The sequence below is a fragment of the Erythrobacter sanguineus genome (genome assembly GCF_900143235.1).
Classification (GTDB): domain Bacteria; phylum Pseudomonadota; class Alphaproteobacteria; order Sphingomonadales; family Sphingomonadaceae; genus Erythrobacter; species Erythrobacter sanguineus.
Genome location: NZ_FRDF01000013.1, coordinates 64,177 through 80,431, shown reverse-complemented (window position 1 = coordinate 80,431; position 16,255 = coordinate 64,177). Strand labels below are relative to the sequence as shown.

The 16,255-nt window shown below is 62.7% G+C and carries 14 protein-coding genes; 6 read left to right on the top strand and 8 right to left on the bottom strand.

The annotated features are described in order from the left end of the window. Position 1 precedes the first annotated feature (1 nt). Both rplA and BUA05_RS11420 read left to right on the top strand, forming a co-directional pair. Positions 2-694, top strand: coding sequence for a 50S ribosomal protein L1 (gene rplA, locus BUA05_RS11425; RefSeq protein WP_072675142.1), 693 nt, complete (start codon positions 2-4; stop codon positions 692-694). A 250-nt stretch (positions 695-944) separates the two neighbouring features. After that, a complete protein-coding gene (locus tag BUA05_RS11420; protein WP_072675141.1) occupies positions 945-1,262 on the top strand; it encodes a hypothetical protein in 318 nt (105 codons plus the stop codon). On the opposite strand, the gene BUA05_RS11415 is transcribed toward BUA05_RS11420, so the two are convergent. The 4 genes from BUA05_RS11415 to BUA05_RS11400 all read right to left on the bottom strand — a co-directional run bounded on the left by BUA05_RS11415 (position 1,230) and on the right by BUA05_RS11400 (position 5,560). Next, positions 1,230-2,153, bottom strand: coding sequence for a GNAT family N-acetyltransferase (locus BUA05_RS11415; protein WP_072675140.1), 924 nt, complete (start codon positions 2,151-2,153; stop codon positions 1,230-1,232). The genes BUA05_RS11420 and BUA05_RS11415 overlap by 33 nt on opposite strands. Positions 2,154-2,162: 9 nt before the next feature. Next, positions 2,163-3,140: a polysaccharide deacetylase family protein gene (locus tag BUA05_RS11410; protein ID WP_072675139.1), complete on the bottom strand. Its 978-nt coding sequence runs from the start codon at positions 3,138-3,140 to the stop codon at positions 2,163-2,165. A 66-nt stretch (positions 3,141-3,206) separates the two neighbouring features. Continuing rightward, positions 3,207-3,968, bottom strand: coding sequence for a competence/damage-inducible protein A (locus BUA05_RS11405; RefSeq protein ID WP_072675138.1), 762 nt, complete (start codon positions 3,966-3,968; stop codon positions 3,207-3,209). A gap of 83 nt (positions 3,969-4,051) precedes the next feature. After that, positions 4,052-5,560, bottom strand: coding sequence for a flavin-containing monooxygenase (locus tag BUA05_RS11400; protein ID WP_072675137.1), 1,509 nt, complete (start codon positions 5,558-5,560; stop codon positions 4,052-4,054). Between the two features lie 407 nt (positions 5,561-5,967). On the opposite strand from BUA05_RS11400, the gene BUA05_RS11395 reads away from it, so the two are divergent. After that, positions 5,968-8,529, top strand: coding sequence for a TonB-dependent receptor (locus BUA05_RS11395; protein ID WP_245790180.1), 2,562 nt, complete (start codon positions 5,968-5,970; stop codon positions 8,527-8,529). A gap of 101 nt (positions 8,530-8,630) precedes the next feature. On the opposite strand, the gene BUA05_RS11390 is transcribed toward BUA05_RS11395, so the two are convergent. Together BUA05_RS11390 and BUA05_RS11385 are read right to left on the bottom strand one after the other, a co-directional pair. Continuing rightward, on the bottom strand, positions 8,631-9,794 hold the full coding sequence (locus tag BUA05_RS11390) for an acyl-CoA dehydrogenase family protein (protein ID WP_072675136.1): 1,164 nt from the start codon (positions 9,792-9,794) through the stop codon (positions 8,631-8,633). A 177-nt stretch (positions 9,795-9,971) separates the two neighbouring features. Further along, positions 9,972-10,745, bottom strand: a complete 774-nt coding sequence (locus BUA05_RS11385) for a crotonase/enoyl-CoA hydratase family protein (protein ID WP_084662630.1) — start codon at positions 10,743-10,745, stop codon at positions 9,972-9,974. Positions 10,746-10,876: 131 nt separating this feature from the next. On the opposite strand from BUA05_RS11385, the gene BUA05_RS11380 reads away from it, so the two are divergent. After that, positions 10,877-12,145, top strand: coding sequence for an acetyl-CoA C-acetyltransferase (locus tag BUA05_RS11380; RefSeq protein WP_072675134.1), 1,269 nt, complete (start codon positions 10,877-10,879; stop codon positions 12,143-12,145). Positions 12,146-12,158: 13 nt separating this feature from the next. Then, complete coding sequence (locus BUA05_RS11375; protein WP_072675133.1) at positions 12,159-13,685, top strand: acetyl-CoA acetyltransferase; 1,527 nt, start codon at positions 12,159-12,161, stop codon at positions 13,683-13,685. Here the strand turns inward: BUA05_RS11375 and BUA05_RS11370 are convergent. Together BUA05_RS11370 and BUA05_RS11365 are read right to left on the bottom strand one after the other, a co-directional pair. After that, positions 13,682-14,326: a carboxymuconolactone decarboxylase family protein gene (locus BUA05_RS11370; protein ID WP_072675132.1), complete on the bottom strand. Its 645-nt coding sequence runs from the start codon at positions 14,324-14,326 to the stop codon at positions 13,682-13,684. The two genes, BUA05_RS11375 and BUA05_RS11370, sit on opposite strands and share 4 nt — an antisense overlap. Next, complete coding sequence (locus BUA05_RS11365; protein WP_072675173.1) at positions 14,326-14,880, bottom strand: VOC family protein; 555 nt, start codon at positions 14,878-14,880, stop codon at positions 14,326-14,328. Before BUA05_RS11365 ends, BUA05_RS11370 begins: the two co-directional genes overlap by 1 nt. A gap of 129 nt (positions 14,881-15,009) precedes the next feature. Between BUA05_RS11365 and hppD the strand changes: the two genes are divergently transcribed. Continuing rightward, complete coding sequence (gene hppD / locus BUA05_RS11360) at positions 15,010-16,140, top strand: 4-hydroxyphenylpyruvate dioxygenase (protein ID WP_072675131.1); 1,131 nt, start codon at positions 15,010-15,012, stop codon at positions 16,138-16,140. Positions 16,141-16,255: the final 115 nt, after the last annotated feature.

Below are 16,255 nucleotides of genomic sequence, written 5' to 3'. Positions count from 1 at the left end.
GATGGCGAAGATTTCAAAGAAGGCCAAGGAACTGGGCGCTCTCGACCGCGAGAAGCTCTATTCAGTCGAAGAAGCACTGACCACGCTGCGTCAGTTCAAGACCAAGTTCGACGAAACCGTCGAAGTGGCGATGAACCTCGGCGTCGATCCGCGTCATGCCGATCAGATGGTGCGCGGCATGGTGTCGCTGCCGTCGGGTACCGGCAAGGATGTGCGCGTGGCGGTGTTCGCGCGCGGTGACAACGCCGAAAAGGCGCTGGCTGCCGGGGCCGACAAGGTCGGGGCCGAAGACCTCATGGAAGACATGATGGCCGGCAATCTCGATTATGACCGCGTGATCGCCTCGCCCGACATGATGGGCATCGTTGGTCGTCTGGGCAAGACGCTCGGCCCCAAGGGGCTGATGCCGAACCCCAAGCTGGGCACCGTCACCCCGAATGTCGAACAGGCGGTGAAGGATGCCAAGGCTGGCCAGGTCGAATTCCGCGTGGAAAAGCAGGGCATCATCCACTCCGGCATTGGCAAGCTGAGCTTTTCCGATGATGCGCTGAAGGCCAACTTCAAGGCGCTGACCGAAGCTGTGGTCAAGGCCAAGCCGAGCGGCGCCAAGGGCAAGTACCTCCGCAAGGTCACCGTGACCTCGTCGATGGGCCCGGGCCTCAAGGTTGACCTGACCGAAGTCGAAGGAGCGTAATCTGCGGCGCGAAGCCGCACGGCTTCGCTTGCGCTGTGGGTGGCCCTTTTGATCTTCGGGTTGAGGACAGGGTCTTTCCTACAGCGCCCGTGATGGGCAACAAGGGTCGGGAGCCGGTTGGCTTCCGGCCCTTTGTTTTGCCAAATACGTCTTTTACCCCCTTGATTTTTAGGGCCTGATTGCCATTTTCAGCACTCAGTCGCGCCCACCTCTCCTCCTCCCCGGCGCTGACTGCATAAAAGGATAATGCATGGTCGTCTCACCTGACGAAGGATCGTTTCTTGATCCCAAGTGGTTTGTGATCGGCTTTGCGTTCGCCGCCTTTGCGCTCATTCTGCATTATGATCTCCGGCTTGGCCTTGCCGCCGGAACCCTGCTCGGCCTTGTGGCCGCGCTGTGGCTGTATCTTGTGCTGCGGTTCAGCCTGCCCGGGCGCAGCCAGCCGTCCGAACGGCGGCTGATGGAAGAACGGTTTCGCAAGCAGGTGAGCAATCGCAGCAAGGCCGCCCTGCGCAAAAGCGATGATGACGCTGGCTCAGGCGCGCAATCTGGCCCGGATACGCTCTAGCGCGCCCGAGCTTGCGGCCAATGCCTTGGCCTGCGCTACTCCTGCATCAAAGGCGCTTCGCGCGCCCAGCAAGGATCGGTTTGCCAGCGTGGGGCGCAGCAAAACGAGGCTGGAACAGGCCGCGCTGTCAGTGCCGAACATCGCCTTGTGCGCGCCATCACCCTCGGTGAAGTCGAACCAGCGATAGCGGCCTTCGGCAAACAGCCGCTCAAGCGCGTCCATCTGCAACACCGTGCCGGGCGAAAGCCGCGCATGATCGGGGTCGTAGCCGAGATGGGCATAGACCAGAGTTCCGCCTGTCTCCGGCCCGGTCACCGGCAAGCTGAGGTAGGCGATCGGCTGGTCGCCCGCGTGCAGCAGGAAGGCCCGCATCCGGTCATTGCCAGCGGCCTCCATTATCGCGCGCCGGGCGGCGGGGCTATCAGGCAGGCCGGCATCAAGCAGCCGCGCCTGATAGGTGCGCGCCGACAGGGGCAGGGCGGCGGCAAGGAAGGCCTCGATCTCCACCGGGGTGCGGTGTTCGGAGACGGTATAGCCGCCAGTCTCCTCGGCCAGCTTCCTGGCCTTGCGCCGCAGGGTCGAACGGGTCTTGCCCGAGAACTGCGCGAGGTAATCTGCAAAACTGCCGCTCATGTCGATGTAGTGGCGGCGATAATCCTGCCGCCCGCCTGCGACAAAACCGGGATAGCGCGCCGCGATCGCAGCAAGCTGGCCGGTTGGGGCGGAAAGCACCCGCAGCCCGTCCGGGCCGGCTTCAGGCGCATCGGGCAGCGTGCCCGAAAGCACCTGATCCAGCGTAAAGCTCCAGGTTGCAAGGCTGCGCTGCACCGCCAGCAAACGTCGCGCGCCGATGGTGAAATCGATCCCGACCTGTTGTTGCGCTGCTGCCATCGCCCGCGTCTAGATCGCGCCATAGAGCGTGTTCGAAACCAGCTGCTCAGCGATCCGCATGCCCGTCCGCACCGCGTTGGCTGGCAGCGGCTGGCTTTGCCCGGCAAGCGCGGAGAGCGGCGGCGGGTTGTCGGCGAATGTCCCGGTTTCGATCCCGCGCATGGTCGCAAGCGCGCGCACAAGTCCGGCGAAGCGCCGGCGCACGATCCGGTTCACCGCAAGGCTGCGACGGTTGATGAGTTCGAAGGAATGGCTCACCAGCGTAAAGCTTTCGCGTCCGCAACCTTGCGCGTGGCGGATTGCAGCCACCATTTCAGCCAGCGTGAGCGCGGTGATCTGGGCGTGACGTTGTCCGCCGCCGATGGTGCCGATGGTGCCAACGGGAACCTCGATTACCCCCTTGTGGAGCACCGGATCGCGATCCTCCGGGCCGAGGCTGATCCGGCACGCCCCGCCGACAAGCGCGGGGCAATGGCTGGAATCATAGGCGAGGCCAATCTGCGCCAGCGCCTGCAACGTATCGTCATTGGCGCCGTAATTGCCCGCGCGAAAGGCCCGCGGCACCTGCGCACCTGCAGCCATCAGCGTGGCGCGGGCATAATCGAGGATCTGGCATTGTTCCTCGAACGGGAAATCGGCGATGTTGTGGCCCGTCCGTTGCGAGCGCAGCGGATTGGCGTTGCCGGAAAGGCCCAGCCATTCGGTATGGCAGTGCAATTGCACATCCTGCCCGGCAGCGATGATGGGCCCCACAATGTCCTCGATTGCCGCCACGCCCCATACAAGCGCCGGCATGGGGTCGACGAAAAACACCGCCTTCTGGCCATGGGCCGCCAGCAATTCGAGCTTGTGGGGGATGCCCGCCGCGCCTTCAGGGGTTATGCAGGCGATCGAGCGGGCGTAATTTTCCGCCCGGTCGGCCAGCCCCGGCCCGGTATAAAGCCCCGAGGAATACTCGGTATCAATGGTGATGTAGACACAGGTCATGCTTCCCAGAGCCTTAGCGGCAAAGGGTTAAGGCCGCGTGATGATATCGGCTGGTATCCGGCGCGATCAGATCCCGCCCGGGGTGAACTCATATCCGCTGGTGGCCAGTCCGTCGGTCAGGCTGTCGCAGCAGCGCCTCAGGTCTTCGGCGCTGGTCGATCGGACCACGAAATTGGCGCCGACGCGGCCTTCGCGGAAGAACGGGTAGGATCCGATCTGGCAGGTTTCATGCGCGGTTTCGACCTCGCGCAGCAATTGCGCGATCTCGCTTTCAGCCACCCAGCAGCCGATCGTCTCGGTCAGCAGCGGCGCGCCGCCTTCAAGCTGGCCGGTGAGGGCATCGAGCATGCCTGCGGTGATGTGCGGCACGCCCGCCATCAGGAACAGGTTGCCGCGCCGGATGCCCGGGGCGCCCGACATGCGGTTGGGGATGAGTTCTGCGCCTTCGGGCACGCGGGCCATGCGCAGGCGGCCTTCGTTGAGGCCGCCACGGGTCGCATAATAGCCTTCGAGCAGCGCGCGCGCTTCGGGGTGGATCACCACCGGCACGCCCAGCGCGGCGGCGACCGCATCGACGGTGATATCATCATGCGTCGGGCCGATCCCGCCGGTGGTGAAGAGATAATCATTGGCGGCGCGAAGCGCGTTGACCGCCTCCACGATCCGGCTTTCTACATCCGGCACCACCCGCACTTCGGCAAGGCGGATGCCCTGCACCTGCAGCCAGCTGGCGATCTGCGCGATATTCTTGTCCTGCGTGCGGCCGGAGAGGATTTCATCGCCGATGATGACAAGTCCGGCGGTCCAGATTTTTTCGGGAAAGGTCATCGGGGGGGATTAGGCGAAGGCGCGCATAATCAAAAGAGATTCGTCGTTGCAAGGCGCAGTTGCCTCGCAACGACGATCGGCAATCATTCAGCAGCTTCCAGCTGCTCCCCGGTGGTCTGCGCATTGGCCCCGGCGCGGGTGAAGGTCAGGAGGCCATCGGTCAGCGGATCATCCTTCATCCGCTTGCGATCAATGACGTATTCCTGATTGAGCCGCCATGGATAGGACACCGAATTGCGCGGCATGATGTGCTTGCCGCGCTGGATGTATCCGCTCGAAAAGTCGAACACGTCATCCTCGGTGATGCGCCCCTCGGCTTCGGGTGTCAGCACCGGGGTGGCGATGGTCGTGCCGGTCTTGCGCATGTGTTCAAGCACGCGGCAGACATAGTCGGAATTGATATCGGCCCTCAACGTCCAGCTGGCGTTGAGATAGCCGAACACCACCGCAAGGTTGGGCAGGTTGGAGAACATGCAGCCCTTGTAATAGAACCGCTGATTGAAGGCGACCGGCTCCCCGTCCACGCTGATCGCGATCTTGCCCGCCACGGCCAGTTTGAGACCGGTGGCGGTGATGACGATATCGGCCGGCAGGAACTGTCCGTCGGCCAGTTCCACGCCGTCTTTCTTGAACTGGGCGATGTGGCCGGTCACGATGTTCGCCTTGCCGGCCTTCATTGCCCGGAACAGGTCTTCATCGGGCACCAGGCACAGGCGCTGTTCCCACGGGTTGTAGGGCGGGGTGAAGGTGTCCTTGTCGTAATCGGGGCCCAGCGCGGCTTCGATCTTCTTGTAGAGGGCGTCCTTCACCTTCTGCGGATTGTCACGTGCCAGCTTGAAACTGAAATCCTGCATCTTGATGTTCTTGAACCGCGTCAGCCGGTAGGCGAGCTTTTCGGGCAGGATCTGTCTCAGGAAATTTGCCACCGCGTCCTTCGCGGGCCGGGTGAACATCCAGGTCGGCGTGCGTTGGAGCATGGTGACATGCGCCGCCTCGCGCGCCATCGACGGCACGATGGTCACAGCCGTCGCGCCCGATCCGATAACGACCACATTCTTGCCCGCGTAATCCAGATCCTCGGGCCAGAATTGCGGGTGGATGACCTGACCTTCAAACTCCCCGAAATCAAAGCCGGGATCGTAGGGCTCGTCGTAATCATAATAGCCCGAGCCGAGATAGATGAAATTCGCCGTCATACGCGTGCGCGAACCGTCGGCCAGCTCCATCTCGACATGCCAGCGCGCGTCGTCATGATGGAAATCGGCGCTGATGACCTTGTGGCCGAACCGGATGTGCTGGCGGATGCCGCGTTCATCAACGATGCGGTCGAGATAATCGAGGATCGCGGGCGCATCGGCGATCGACTTTTCATGCCGCCACGGCTCGAAATCGAAGCCGAGTGTGTGCATGTCGCTGTCCGAGCGGATGCCGGGATAGCGGAACAGATCCCATGTCCCGCCAAGATTTTCGCGCTGCTCGACAATGGCATAGCTGTGGTGCGGCGCTTTCATCTTCATGTGCGCGGCCATGCCGATCCCGGAAATTCCGGCACCGACGATCAGCACGTCGAAATCTGGCGGTGTGGCTAGCATGGGTCTCTCTCTCCCTTGTTGACACTGATGTAACCACAGCATCAGCGCAAAAGCGAGTCTTGAATGGCAATCTGCAACTGACTTTTGGGAGAGATCCGGCGGGCTTCATGCAGTGATCCTGTCGCAGCGGCCACCATCTCCACCCCCGGCAGGCGCCGCCACGGGCTGCCGTGACTTCTCTGCGATGGGGCACCGGCTCACAGCGCAATGTGCAGCCCCGGAAAGATTCTTGCCCGAATGGTTCGCCCTGAAGCTATCATGCTGCGTTGCAGCACAACATGTTGCATTTTTGCTACTATTCGACAGAACTTGCCTGTGACTCTTGTTAGGGCGCAAGACCCTGATAGGTTTCAAACGGCAAACCCAAGCTGTTACAAAATCAGCTGGATTGTGGAGAGAGGATCAAAATGACACGCAAGCTTGCAGCTTTTGCTGGCGGCCTTATGGCATGCAGCGCGCTTACCACCCCCGCCTTTGCGCAGGATACTGATGCCGAGGATCAGGCACCCGTAGTCCGGGATGACAATGTCATCATCGTGACCGCAACCCGCCGCGCGCAGGACGTGCAGGACATTCCGCTGGCGGTGACCGCGATTTCGCCACAGCAGCTGGAAGCCCAGCGCGTGGTCAACATCCAGCAGATCTCGGCGCTCGCCCCCAGCTTTACCGCCAGTCAGGCGCAGCTTGCATCGGGTTCTGTGGTGCTGCGCGTTCGCGGTATCGGTACCACGTCGAACAATATCGGGTTTGAAAGCGCGGTCGGCATCTTCATCGACGGCGCCTACCAGTCGCGGCCGGGCGTCGCGCTAAGCGAATTCGTCGATGTCGAGCGGGTCGAGGTGCTGCGCGGGCCGCAGGGCACGCTGTTTGGTCGCAACACGTCGGCTGGCGCGCTCAATATCACCAATGTCCGTCCCGATGTCACCGAATTCGGCGGCTTCGTGAATGCCGAATATGGCAATTTCGACGAAATCAGCCTGCAGGGCGCGGTCAACGTGCCGATCGTCCAGGACACCGTGGCGCTGCGCGTCACCGGTGCCTATCGCAAGCGGGATGGCTTCCTTGATGTGGTTGACCGGAACGGCAACAGCGTCGGCGATACCAATGATGCCGATCAGTGGCTGGTTCGCGCCCAGGTCGGCTGGGATACCGACAGCGGGCTGCGTGGGCGCATCATCGCCGACTATGCCAAGAGCCAGTCGAGCTGCTGCGGGGCAGTGGAGCTTTATCAGTCGCCGCTGGTGACCGGCGGGGCCTATGCTGCGGTCGGTCTCGGCGCGAATGGGGGCAATGGTCAGCCCTTCGTGTCGGTCGCGCCGCGCGATAATGCCGCGTTCGAACAGGCGATGGACAACCGCACGGTTTCGGCCAATTTCGCCCCGCGCGCGGATATCGACAATTACGGCATCACGGGCGAGGTCGAGTTCCCGGTCTGGGATGGCGCCGACCTGATCTTCATCGGTTCGTGGCGGACATATGAAAGCTTCGAGAATTACGATTCCGATTTCACCGGTCTCGACATCTTCAATGTCGATGCCCTGAACCTTGAGCTTGAGACCTGGACCGCGGAACTGCGGCTGCAGGGTGATACCTGGGGCGGCAAGCTCAACTACATGATCGGCGGCTTCTATTCGGACGAGCAGCTTGACCAGTCGGTCAGCTTCGCGCTTGGGCAGGATTTTGGCGAGAATGTTGGCGCGCTGCTGTTCGTGCCGACCGGCGGTGCGCTGGGGGCCAATCCGCTCTCCGTGTTCACCGGGGTTGATCCGGCTGGCACCACCAACACCAACCGGTTCCAGCAGGATGCCAAGAGCTACGCGATCTTCACGCACAATTCGCTGGAGATCGCCGACGGGCTCGAACTGACGCTGGGCGCGCGCTATTCGTGGGAAGAAAAGTCGGGCGGGTTCACGCAGCCGGCTTCAAACAACCAGATTTGTCCGGCGGTGCTGGGCGCTCTGGGCGCTGTTCCTGCCTCTCTTCAGCCCACCTTTATCGGTCTCGGGTGCTTTGGCTTCACCGCCCCTGCTGATCTGCCGCAAGCCGCAGCGCTCCCGCTGGTCCGCACCTTCCAGTCGGAATTCGACGATGAAGAGCTGATCTACACCGTCAAGCTGGCCTATGAATTCAGCCCGGCGGTCAATGCCTATGCCAGCTTCACGCATGGCTACAAGGCAGGCGGCATCAACCTTGATACCACCGCAGCGGTGGCAGGCGCCGATCCGACCTTCCTGTCGGAAGAGGTCGATGCCTTCGAACTCGGCCTCAAGACCCGGTTCCTCGATGATGCGGTGACGCTCAATATCGCGGCCTTCTATGAAGAGTTCAGCAACTTTCAGGTGCTCGAATTCACCGGGACGGCGTTCCAGACCTTCAATGTGCCGGTTGCCGAGTCCAAGGGCGTTGAAATCGAAGGCCTGATCCGCCCGAACAGCGAACTGACCTTCAATGTCGGGGCGACAATCCTCGAAGCCAGCTATCCTGCGGATTGCGCCGGAAACCAGACGGCGCCGCAGGTTGTCTCGCTGTGCGGTTTCGATCTCACCAATGCGCCGCAGATCGTCGCGCTGATTGGTGGGCTTTGGGAAAAACCGATCAATGATTCGACCGAGTTCTTCATCTCCGGCCAGATCCGGATGGAGAGCGACCAGCGCACTGCGACCCAGGGGATTGTCCCGCCCGATGCCGCAGCGATTGCGGCGGCCGGCAGCTTGCAGGCTGCGGTCGATGCAGCCCCGCTGATCATCGCCGACGTGCAGGATGGCAAGGCCTTCGTGAACATGCGCGGCGGGTTCCGCTTCGGCAATGGTGCCTATGCGATCGAAGGCTGGGTGACCAACCTGACCAACGAAGTGGTGCGCGGGGTGACCTTCAACACCACTCTGCGTGGCTCGGGTGCGGCCAACTCGCGTTCGGCCTTCGTCCTGCCGCCGCGCCAGTATGGCGTCACGCTGCGCGCGCGGTTCTGAGCACACGCGGGCTTCGGCCAAAAGCAACAAGGGGCGGCTCGATGGTTCGAGCCGCCCCTTTCGTTTTGCCTGTGCTCCTGTTCTGGCAGGACTGCGGCGCCTTACATCGACCTTGCGATCAGCATCTTCATGATCTCGTTCGACCCGCCGTAAATGCGGGCGATGCGGGTGTCGCGGTACATCCGGGCGATGGCGTAATCATTGATGTAGCCCGCGCCGCCGTGGAACTGCAGGCACTTGTCGACCACTTCCGATTGCAGCTCGGTCACCCAGTACTTCGCCATGCTGGCGGTTGCCACGTCGAGCTTGCCTTCGAGCAGCCTGGCGATGCAGTCGTTCACGAAGACGCGGGCCGCGGTGCCGCGCGCCTTCAGGTCGGCCAGCACGAACTGGGTGTTCTGGAAATCCCAGATGGTCTTGCCGAAAGCCTTGCGGTTCTTGACGTATTCGACCGTCACATCGAGCGCTTTTTCGATCCCGGCAATCGCACCCATCGCGATCACGAGGCGTTCTTGCGGCAGCTCGCCCATCAGCTGGTAGAACCCGCGTCCTTCGACTCCGCCGAGCAGATTGTCAGCCGGAATGAACACGTTATCGAAGAACAATTCGCTGGTATCCTGCGCATCCAGCCCGATCTTGTCGAGCTTCTTGCCCCTCGCAAAGCCTTCTGCGCCCTCGGTTTCGAGCAGCAGCAGCGAGATGCCCTTGGCACCTTCGGCCGGATCGGTCTTGGCGACGACGATGATGAAATCGGCCAGCTGACCATTGGAAATCCACGTTTTCGACCCGTTCAACCGGTAGCCATTGCCGTCTTTCAGCGCGGTGGTCTTGATGCTCTGAAGGTCAGATCCGGCATCAGGCTCGCTCATCGCTATCGCGCTGACGAGATCGCCGCTTACCAGCCGGGGCAGGTACTTTTGTTTTTGTTCTTCAGTACCATGGCGCACCAGATAGGGCAGGATGATGGTGTTGTGGAGGCTCGCGCCGAAGCCATCGACGCCGTATTCGCCCTGCTTGGAAATCACCACCATGTCATGCCGGAAGTCGCCGCCGTGGCCGCCGTACTCGGTGGGCACCGACACGCCGAGCAGGCCTGCGGCCCCGGCTTCGCGCCAGAATTCGCGTTCCACCATGCCGTCTTCGCGCCATTTCTCGACCCGCTTTTGCGGCGCGTGCTGGGCGTAGAACTTGCCGACCGCGTCGGCGAAGATGGCGATTTCCTCTTCTTCCATGAAGGCTGGCTGCGGCACATCGATGACGGGCATTTTACTCTCTCCTGTTGATCCCAAAGTGGCCGGATCGCTCACCCCGAAACGCTGCCAATGTTTCGCGTGAAACATCAGCGAGCCGGGGGCAAGGCGGGGTCTAAAGGGGGTCTAGAGGGGGTCTAAACCGACCTCGACCCGACCCGAACCCGCCTCACGCCTGAGCGAGCCCGGTGCTTACTTGCCCGTCCAGTTGGGCTTGCGCTTTTCAGCGAACGCCGCCGCGCCTTCGCGGGCGTCGTGGCTGACGAATACCGGCGCGATCAGCTTGCCCTGATTGGCGTAGCGATCTTCGTGTCCCCAGCCGCGCGACTGCTTCATCACCTGCTTGGACACCTTTACCGCCAAAGGCCCGTTGGCCGCAATCTTGGCGGCCAGCGCCTTGGCACCGTCAAGCGCCGAACCTTCGGTCACTTCGTTGATCAGGCCCAGTTGATAGGCGCGTTCCGCCCCGATGAAATCACCCGTCAGGGCGAGTTCCAGCGCGATGCGTTCGGGGATCTGGTCGGGCAGCATCATCACGCCGCCAGCGGCAGCCACAAGCCCGCGCTTCACTTCGGGGATGCCGAACTTGGCATTGGCGTTGGCGACCACCAGATCACACGCGATCATCAGCTCAAGCCCGCCTGCCAGCGCATAGCCTTCGACTGCGGCAATCAGCGGCTTGGCGGGCGGCGCCTGCACCACGCCGCCGAACCCGCGACCTTCCACCGAAGGGGTTTCGCCGCGCAGGAAGCCTTTCAGATCCATCCCCGAACAGAACGTCCCGCCCGCGCCGGTGATGATGCCGACTCGCAGATCATCCTCCGCGTCCAGCCGGTCCATCGCCGCAGCAATCCCCTCGGCCGCGGCCTTGGTCATCGCGTTCTTGGCTTCGGGACGGTTGATGGTGACGATGAGGACGCCGTCCTCGACTTCGGTCAACACTTCGGGTGCAGCGGCTTCGCTCACGATGTTCTCTCCCTTTGGAATTTGGCCCTATCGAATTTGCCATTGCGATTTGAAACGCAAATCTTGTGCGACTGGTGCAGTGGGTTTACGTGACCGTCAACCGCATTTTCGCTATCTGGGAGAGGTTCATCATGGCCGAAGCTTACATCATCGACGTAGTGCGCACCCCGCGCGGGATCGGCAAGCAGGGCAAGGGCGCGCTGGCCGCCGAACATCCCCAGCATCTCGCCGCCACCGTGCTCAAGGCGATCAAGGATCGCAACGGGCTGGACACGGCCACGGTCGATGACGTGATCTGGTCGGTCTCGACGCAGGACGGGATGCAGGCGGGTGATCTGGGGCGCATGGCCGCGCTTGATGCGGGCTATGACATTACCTCGTCCGGCACCACGCTTGACCGTTTCTGCGGCGGCGGGATCACCAGTGTCGCGCTGGCCGCGGCGCAGGTGATGAGCGGGATGGAAGATTGCGTCGTCGCGGGCGGCACCGAGATGATGAGCCTGACCGCCGCGATGGCGAAGGACAAGATGCAGGCCGGGCTGAAGCCGCCGATGATGGGCAGCTATAACGAACGTCTACAGGCGGTGCATCCGCAGTCGCATCAGGGCATCTGCGGCGATGCCATCGCCAGCATGGAAGGCTTTACCCGCGCCGAACTGGACGAAGTCGGCTATCGGTCGCAGCAGCGCGCTGCCGAGGCGATCAGCGAAGGGCGGTTTGCCAAGTCGGTGGTGCCGGTGGTGGGCGATGATGGCTCGGTAATCCTCGACCACGACGAATATCCGCGCCCGCAGACGACGATGGAAGATCTGGCCAAGCTGGAACCGGCCTTCCCCAAGATTGCCGACGTGCCGCTGGATCCCACTGGCACGACCTTCCGCAAGCTGATCAACAAGAAGTATCCTGATCTGGAGATCGAGCATTTCCACCACGCGGGCAACAGTTCGGGCGTGGTCGATGGTGCGGCCGCCGTGCTGGTGACCAGCAAGGCCTATGCCGAAAAGCATGGGTTGAAGCCGCGCGCTCGCATCGTCGCGACCGCCAATATGGGCGATGATCCGACGCTGATGCTCAACGCTCCGGTGCCCGCCGCCAGAAAGGTGCTGGCCAAGGCCGGCATGACGGTGGACGATATCGACCTGTTTGAAATCAACGAGGCTTTCGCGGTCGTCGCCGCCAAGTTCGTGCGCGATCTTGAGCTTGATTGGGACAAGGTCAACGTCAATGGCGGCTCGATTGCGCTCGGCCACCCGATCGGCGCAACCGGCTCGATCCTGATCGGCACCGTGGTTGACGAACTGGAGCGGCGCGGCGGGCGCTATGGCCTTGTCACCATGTGCGCAGCGGGCGGCATGGCCCCGGCGATCATTGTCGAGCGGGTCGACGGTTTCGTCGACTGAGGAACAGACGCGGATGATCGCTGACAACACGCCCGTCATTATCGGGGTCGGGCAGTATTCCGAGCGGGTCGGCGAACCCGGCTACGAAGCGCTGTCCTATATGGACCTCGCCGGACAGGCGCTGGCTGGGGCGATTGCGGACAGCGGGGCGAGTGGTTCTGTGGCGGATGCCATCGACACCCTCGCCGCGATCCGCGCCTTCGAAATGTCGCGGCCCGACAGGAAACCCCCGTTCGGTGCCGCCAGCAATGTGCCGCGCGCCATTGCGCAGCGCGTCGGCGCGAACCCTGCCCGCGCAATCCTCACCACCACGGGCGGGCAGACCAACCAGCAGTTGGTGGGCGAATTTGCCGCTGCGATTGCGGCGGGGGATAGCCAATGCGCGGTGATTGTCGGATCGGAGGCGATTTCGACCGTGCTGGCCTTGAGCGCCAAGGGCGAGACGCCTGACTGGTCGGAGGAGATCGAAGGCGATTTCGAGGATCAGGGCTTCGGGGTCGAGGAACTGATGGAGCCTGTCCTGTTCGCCCACGGCGCGAGCGGGGCGATCCCGCTCTATGCGTTGGCGGAGAATGCCCGGCGGGCAAAGCTGGGCATGGGGCTGACGGATTACCGGCTGGAAATCGGCAAGCTGTTCGCGCCGTTCACGCGCGTCGCGGCGGCGAACCCGCATTCGGCGGCGCCGGTCGAACGCAGCGCAGAAGAACTCGCCACCGTGACGGAGCGCAACCGCATCGTCGCCGAACCCTATCCGCGCATGACCGTGGCCCGCGATCAGGTGAACCAGGCCGCTGCGATCATCGTCGCCAGCGCCGGGCTGGCACGGGCGCTGGGCGTGCCTGAAGCCAAGTGGGTGCATATTCACGCGGTCACGGCTGCGACCGAAATCAAGCTGTCCGAGCGGCCCGATCTTGCCGCAAATCCTGCTTCCATCGCCAGCGTGGAGGCTGCGCTGACGCGCGCGGGCAAGCGCATCGAGGATATCCGTTACATTGATTTCTATTCCTGCTTTGCGATCCCCGTGTTCAACCAGTGCGACCATTTCGGCCTGTCGGTCGATGATCCGCGCGGACTGACGCTGACGGGGGGGCTGCCGTTCTTCGGCGGGGCCGGGAACAATTATTCGGCCCATGCCATTGCCGAGGCGGTGGCCAGCGTGCGCGATGACCGGGGCACTTTTGCGCTGGTGGGCGCGAATGGCGGCTGGATGAGCAAATATGCCACCGGCATTTATTCGACGACGGCGGCTGACTGGTCGGCGAATGATCGCTTTGCCAAGCTGCCCAAGGCAACCGACGCGGTGCCCGTCGCACGCGGGCCTGTGGCAAGCGCCACGGTCGAAACCTACACCATCAACCGCGGCCCCAAGGGCGATGAGGCGATTATCATCGGCCGCTCCGATGCGGGTGAGCGGGTGGTGGGCAATGCCGATCTGGCCGATCCGGCGACGGCCGCGCTGTTCGAGGGCGGCCAACCCTTCGGCGCGCGGCTTTCCCTGACGCAGGACGAACGTGGGCGGACGCTGGGCAAAGTGGCCTAACCGCCGCGCCGCTCGCCGCCGAGAAAGTCCATCGCATCGAAGCCCTCGGGCGCGGGCACCTCGACGATGGGATCATCGCGATCATCGAATTCGGTGCGCAATGCGCGGCTCATGACGGCGTGCATCTGGTAAAGGCAGGTGATGTAGGTCAGCTCAAAGATTTCCTCGTCGCTGAATTCTGCCTTCACCTCTGCAAACAGCGCATCGGGCACGCGTCCCCCATGGCATGCCAGCCGATCGGCATAGGCCAGCACCAGCCGCTCACGGGCATCGTACACGCTGGCGGTCTGCCATGTCGGGATCGCCGCGATCTTCGCCTCGCTCACCCCCAGCCCGCGCAAGGACTTGCAGTGCTGCGAGAACACGAACTGGCTGCCCGTCGCCCAGCCCGCCCAGGTCTGCCCCAGCTCGCGCAGCACCGGATCAAGCTTGCGCTCGGGCGAACGGTAATAGGCAAAACCCTGCGCGGCGTGCTTTAGCGTGGCGGGCGAGTTTGCGAACACGCTCCACCAGTCGCCGCGCGTGCCGGTGGCGGTGCCGGGCTCGGCCACGGGATCGCGATCCCCGAACAGCGCGGCATAAAGCGGCAGGACGGTCTTATCCTCGGCCTCGGCGCGGGGCACTTCGCGCAGGCGCGGCATCAGGCTGGCTCCTGCGCGGTGCCGGGGCCAGAAGCAGGGGCATGCCGCACATCTTCCGGTCCGAAGGCGCGGGTGGTCGCTGCAAATTCCAGCATGATGCCGTTGGGATCGGTGAAATAGACCGATCGTACGAACACCCCTTCGTGCATCTGCCTGGCATATCCCGATGGGCTGTCGTCATGGTTGAACACCATGTGGGTGTGTTCCACGCCGGCCTCCTCAAGCCGCTCCAGCGCGGCTTCCAGCTCCGCCTCGTTCATATGGAAGGCAAGGTGGTTCATCGATCCGACCGCGGTCTTGGCGTCGAAAGGGAATTTCTTCACTGAGGCGATCCCCGGTGCGGGCGCGGGCGCATCGGCCCACCAGAAGAACGCCACCGCATTGCCGCCGCCGCAGTCGAAGAAGAAATGCTGGCCGCCGTCGGGCAGTTCGACCGTCTTGAACAGCGGCATCTGGAGCACCCCGGTGTAGAAATCGACCGTCTGCTTCATGTCGCGGCATACGAGCGCCACGTGGTTGATCCCGCCTGTCCTGATTCTGCCTTCCGTGATCATCGCCTCGTTCTCCTTCGCGCAGGCAGACTGCCCTGATCGCATCTTGCTGGCAATTGCTTGCGCGAAACGTGGATTTGGGGTAACTGGTTTCAATTGAAACTAAATCGCCTGAACGGAGACAGCCACGCCATGAAAGCGCAGACCAATAACGCCTCGGGCAATGACCTGTTTGACAATCCTGCCGGGCTTGACGGGTTTGAATTCGTTGAGTTCTGCGCGCCGGAAAAGGGCGTTCTGGAACCGGTGTTCGAAGCCATGGGCTTCACCCGCGTGGCGCAGCACCGGTCCAAGGACGTGCATCTGTGGCGGCAGGGCGGCATCAACCTGATCGCCAATTACGAACCGCGCAGCGCCGCATGGTATTTCGCGCGCGAACATGGGGCATCGGCCTGCGGGATGGCGTTCCGGGTGCGCGATGCGGCGGCGGCCTATGACCACCTGATCGCCAAGGGCGCAGAACCCGTGGCGGTGCAGACCGGGGTGATGGAACTGCGTATTCCCGCGATCCGCGGCATTGGCGGGGCGATCCTGTATCTGGTCGATCGTTATGAAGGCGCGGGCAGCGGAAACGGCCTCACCATCTACGACATTGATTTCGAATATCTGCCGGGCGTCGACAAGCACCCTGAAGGCGCGGGCTTCCACACGATCGATCACCTCACCCACAACGTCTACACCGGGCGGATGAAGTACTGGGCCGATTATTACGAGACCCTGTTCAACTTCCGCGAGATCCGCTTCTTCGACATCAAGGGCGAATATACCGGCCTCACCTCACAGGCGCTGACCGCGCCCGACGGCAAGATCCGCATCCCGCTCAATGAAGAGGGCGAAGGCGGAAAGGGCCAGATCGACGAGTTTTTGAAAGCCTTCAACGGTGAGGGCATCCAGCACATCGCGTTGATCTGTGACGATCTGCCAGCCTGCTGGGACCGCCTGCAAAAGCTCGGCGTCCCGTTCATGACCGCGCCGCCCGCGACCTATTACGACATGCTGGATGAACGCCTGCCGGGCCACGGCGAGGATGTGGACAGCCTCAAGATGCGCGGTATTCTGCTGGATGGGACGACAGAAGGCGGCAGCCCCCGGCTCCTCCTGCAGATCTTTGCGCAGGCGCAGGTTGGCCCGGTGTTCTTCGAATTCATCCAGCGCAAGGGCGACGAAGGCTTTGGCGAGGGCAATTTCAAGGCCCTGTTCGAAAGCCTCGAACGCGACCAGATCATCCGAGGCGTGCTTAATGTCGAGGAAGTGGCGGAGTAATCCCTTCTCCGTCATGCTGAACTTGTTTCAGCATCCATCGAGCCACGGCAAGCGGTGCCGGATGCAGAAAAATGGACCCTGAAACAAGTTCAGGGTGACGAATTATTGGAGTGCA

Bases quoted from the DNA above. Each gene is read 5' to 3' on its own strand.
- BUA05_RS11390 (WP_072675136.1), bottom strand. From the start codon at position 9,794: ATGCCCGTCATCGATGTGCCGCAGCCAGCCTTCATGGAAGAAGAGGAA.
- BUA05_RS11420 (WP_072675141.1), top strand. From the start codon at position 945: ATGGTCGTCTCACCTGACGAAGGATCGTTTCTTGATCCCAAGTGGTTT.
- hppD (WP_072675131.1), top strand. From the start codon at position 15,010: ATGAAAGCGCAGACCAATAACGCCTCGGGCAATGACCTGTTTGACAAT.
- BUA05_RS11380 (WP_072675134.1), top strand. From the start codon at position 10,877: ATGGCCGAAGCTTACATCATCGACGTAGTGCGCACCCCGCGCGGGATC.
- BUA05_RS11395 (WP_245790180.1), top strand. From the start codon at position 5,968: ATGACACGCAAGCTTGCAGCTTTTGCTGGCGGCCTTATGGCATGCAGC.
- BUA05_RS11415 (WP_072675140.1), bottom strand. From the start codon at position 2,153: ATGGCAGCAGCGCAACAACAGGTCGGGATCGATTTCACCATCGGCGCG.
- rplA (WP_072675142.1), top strand. From the start codon at position 2: ATGGCGAAGATTTCAAAGAAGGCCAAGGAACTGGGCGCTCTCGACCGC.
- BUA05_RS11375 (WP_072675133.1), top strand. From the start codon at position 12,159: ATGATCGCTGACAACACGCCCGTCATTATCGGGGTCGGGCAGTATTCC.
- BUA05_RS11410 (WP_072675139.1), bottom strand. From the start codon at position 3,140: ATGACCTGTGTCTACATCACCATTGATACCGAGTATTCCTCGGGGCTT.
- BUA05_RS11405 (WP_072675138.1), bottom strand. From the start codon at position 3,968: ATGACCTTTCCCGAAAAAATCTGGACCGCCGGACTTGTCATCATCGGC.
- BUA05_RS11400 (WP_072675137.1), bottom strand. From the start codon at position 5,560: ATGCTAGCCACACCGCCAGATTTCGACGTGCTGATCGTCGGTGCCGGA.
- BUA05_RS11370 (WP_072675132.1), bottom strand. From the start codon at position 14,326: ATGCCGCGCCTGCGCGAAGTGCCCCGCGCCGAGGCCGAGGATAAGACC.
- BUA05_RS11365 (WP_072675173.1), bottom strand. From the start codon at position 14,880: ATGATCACGGAAGGCAGAATCAGGACAGGCGGGATCAACCACGTGGCG.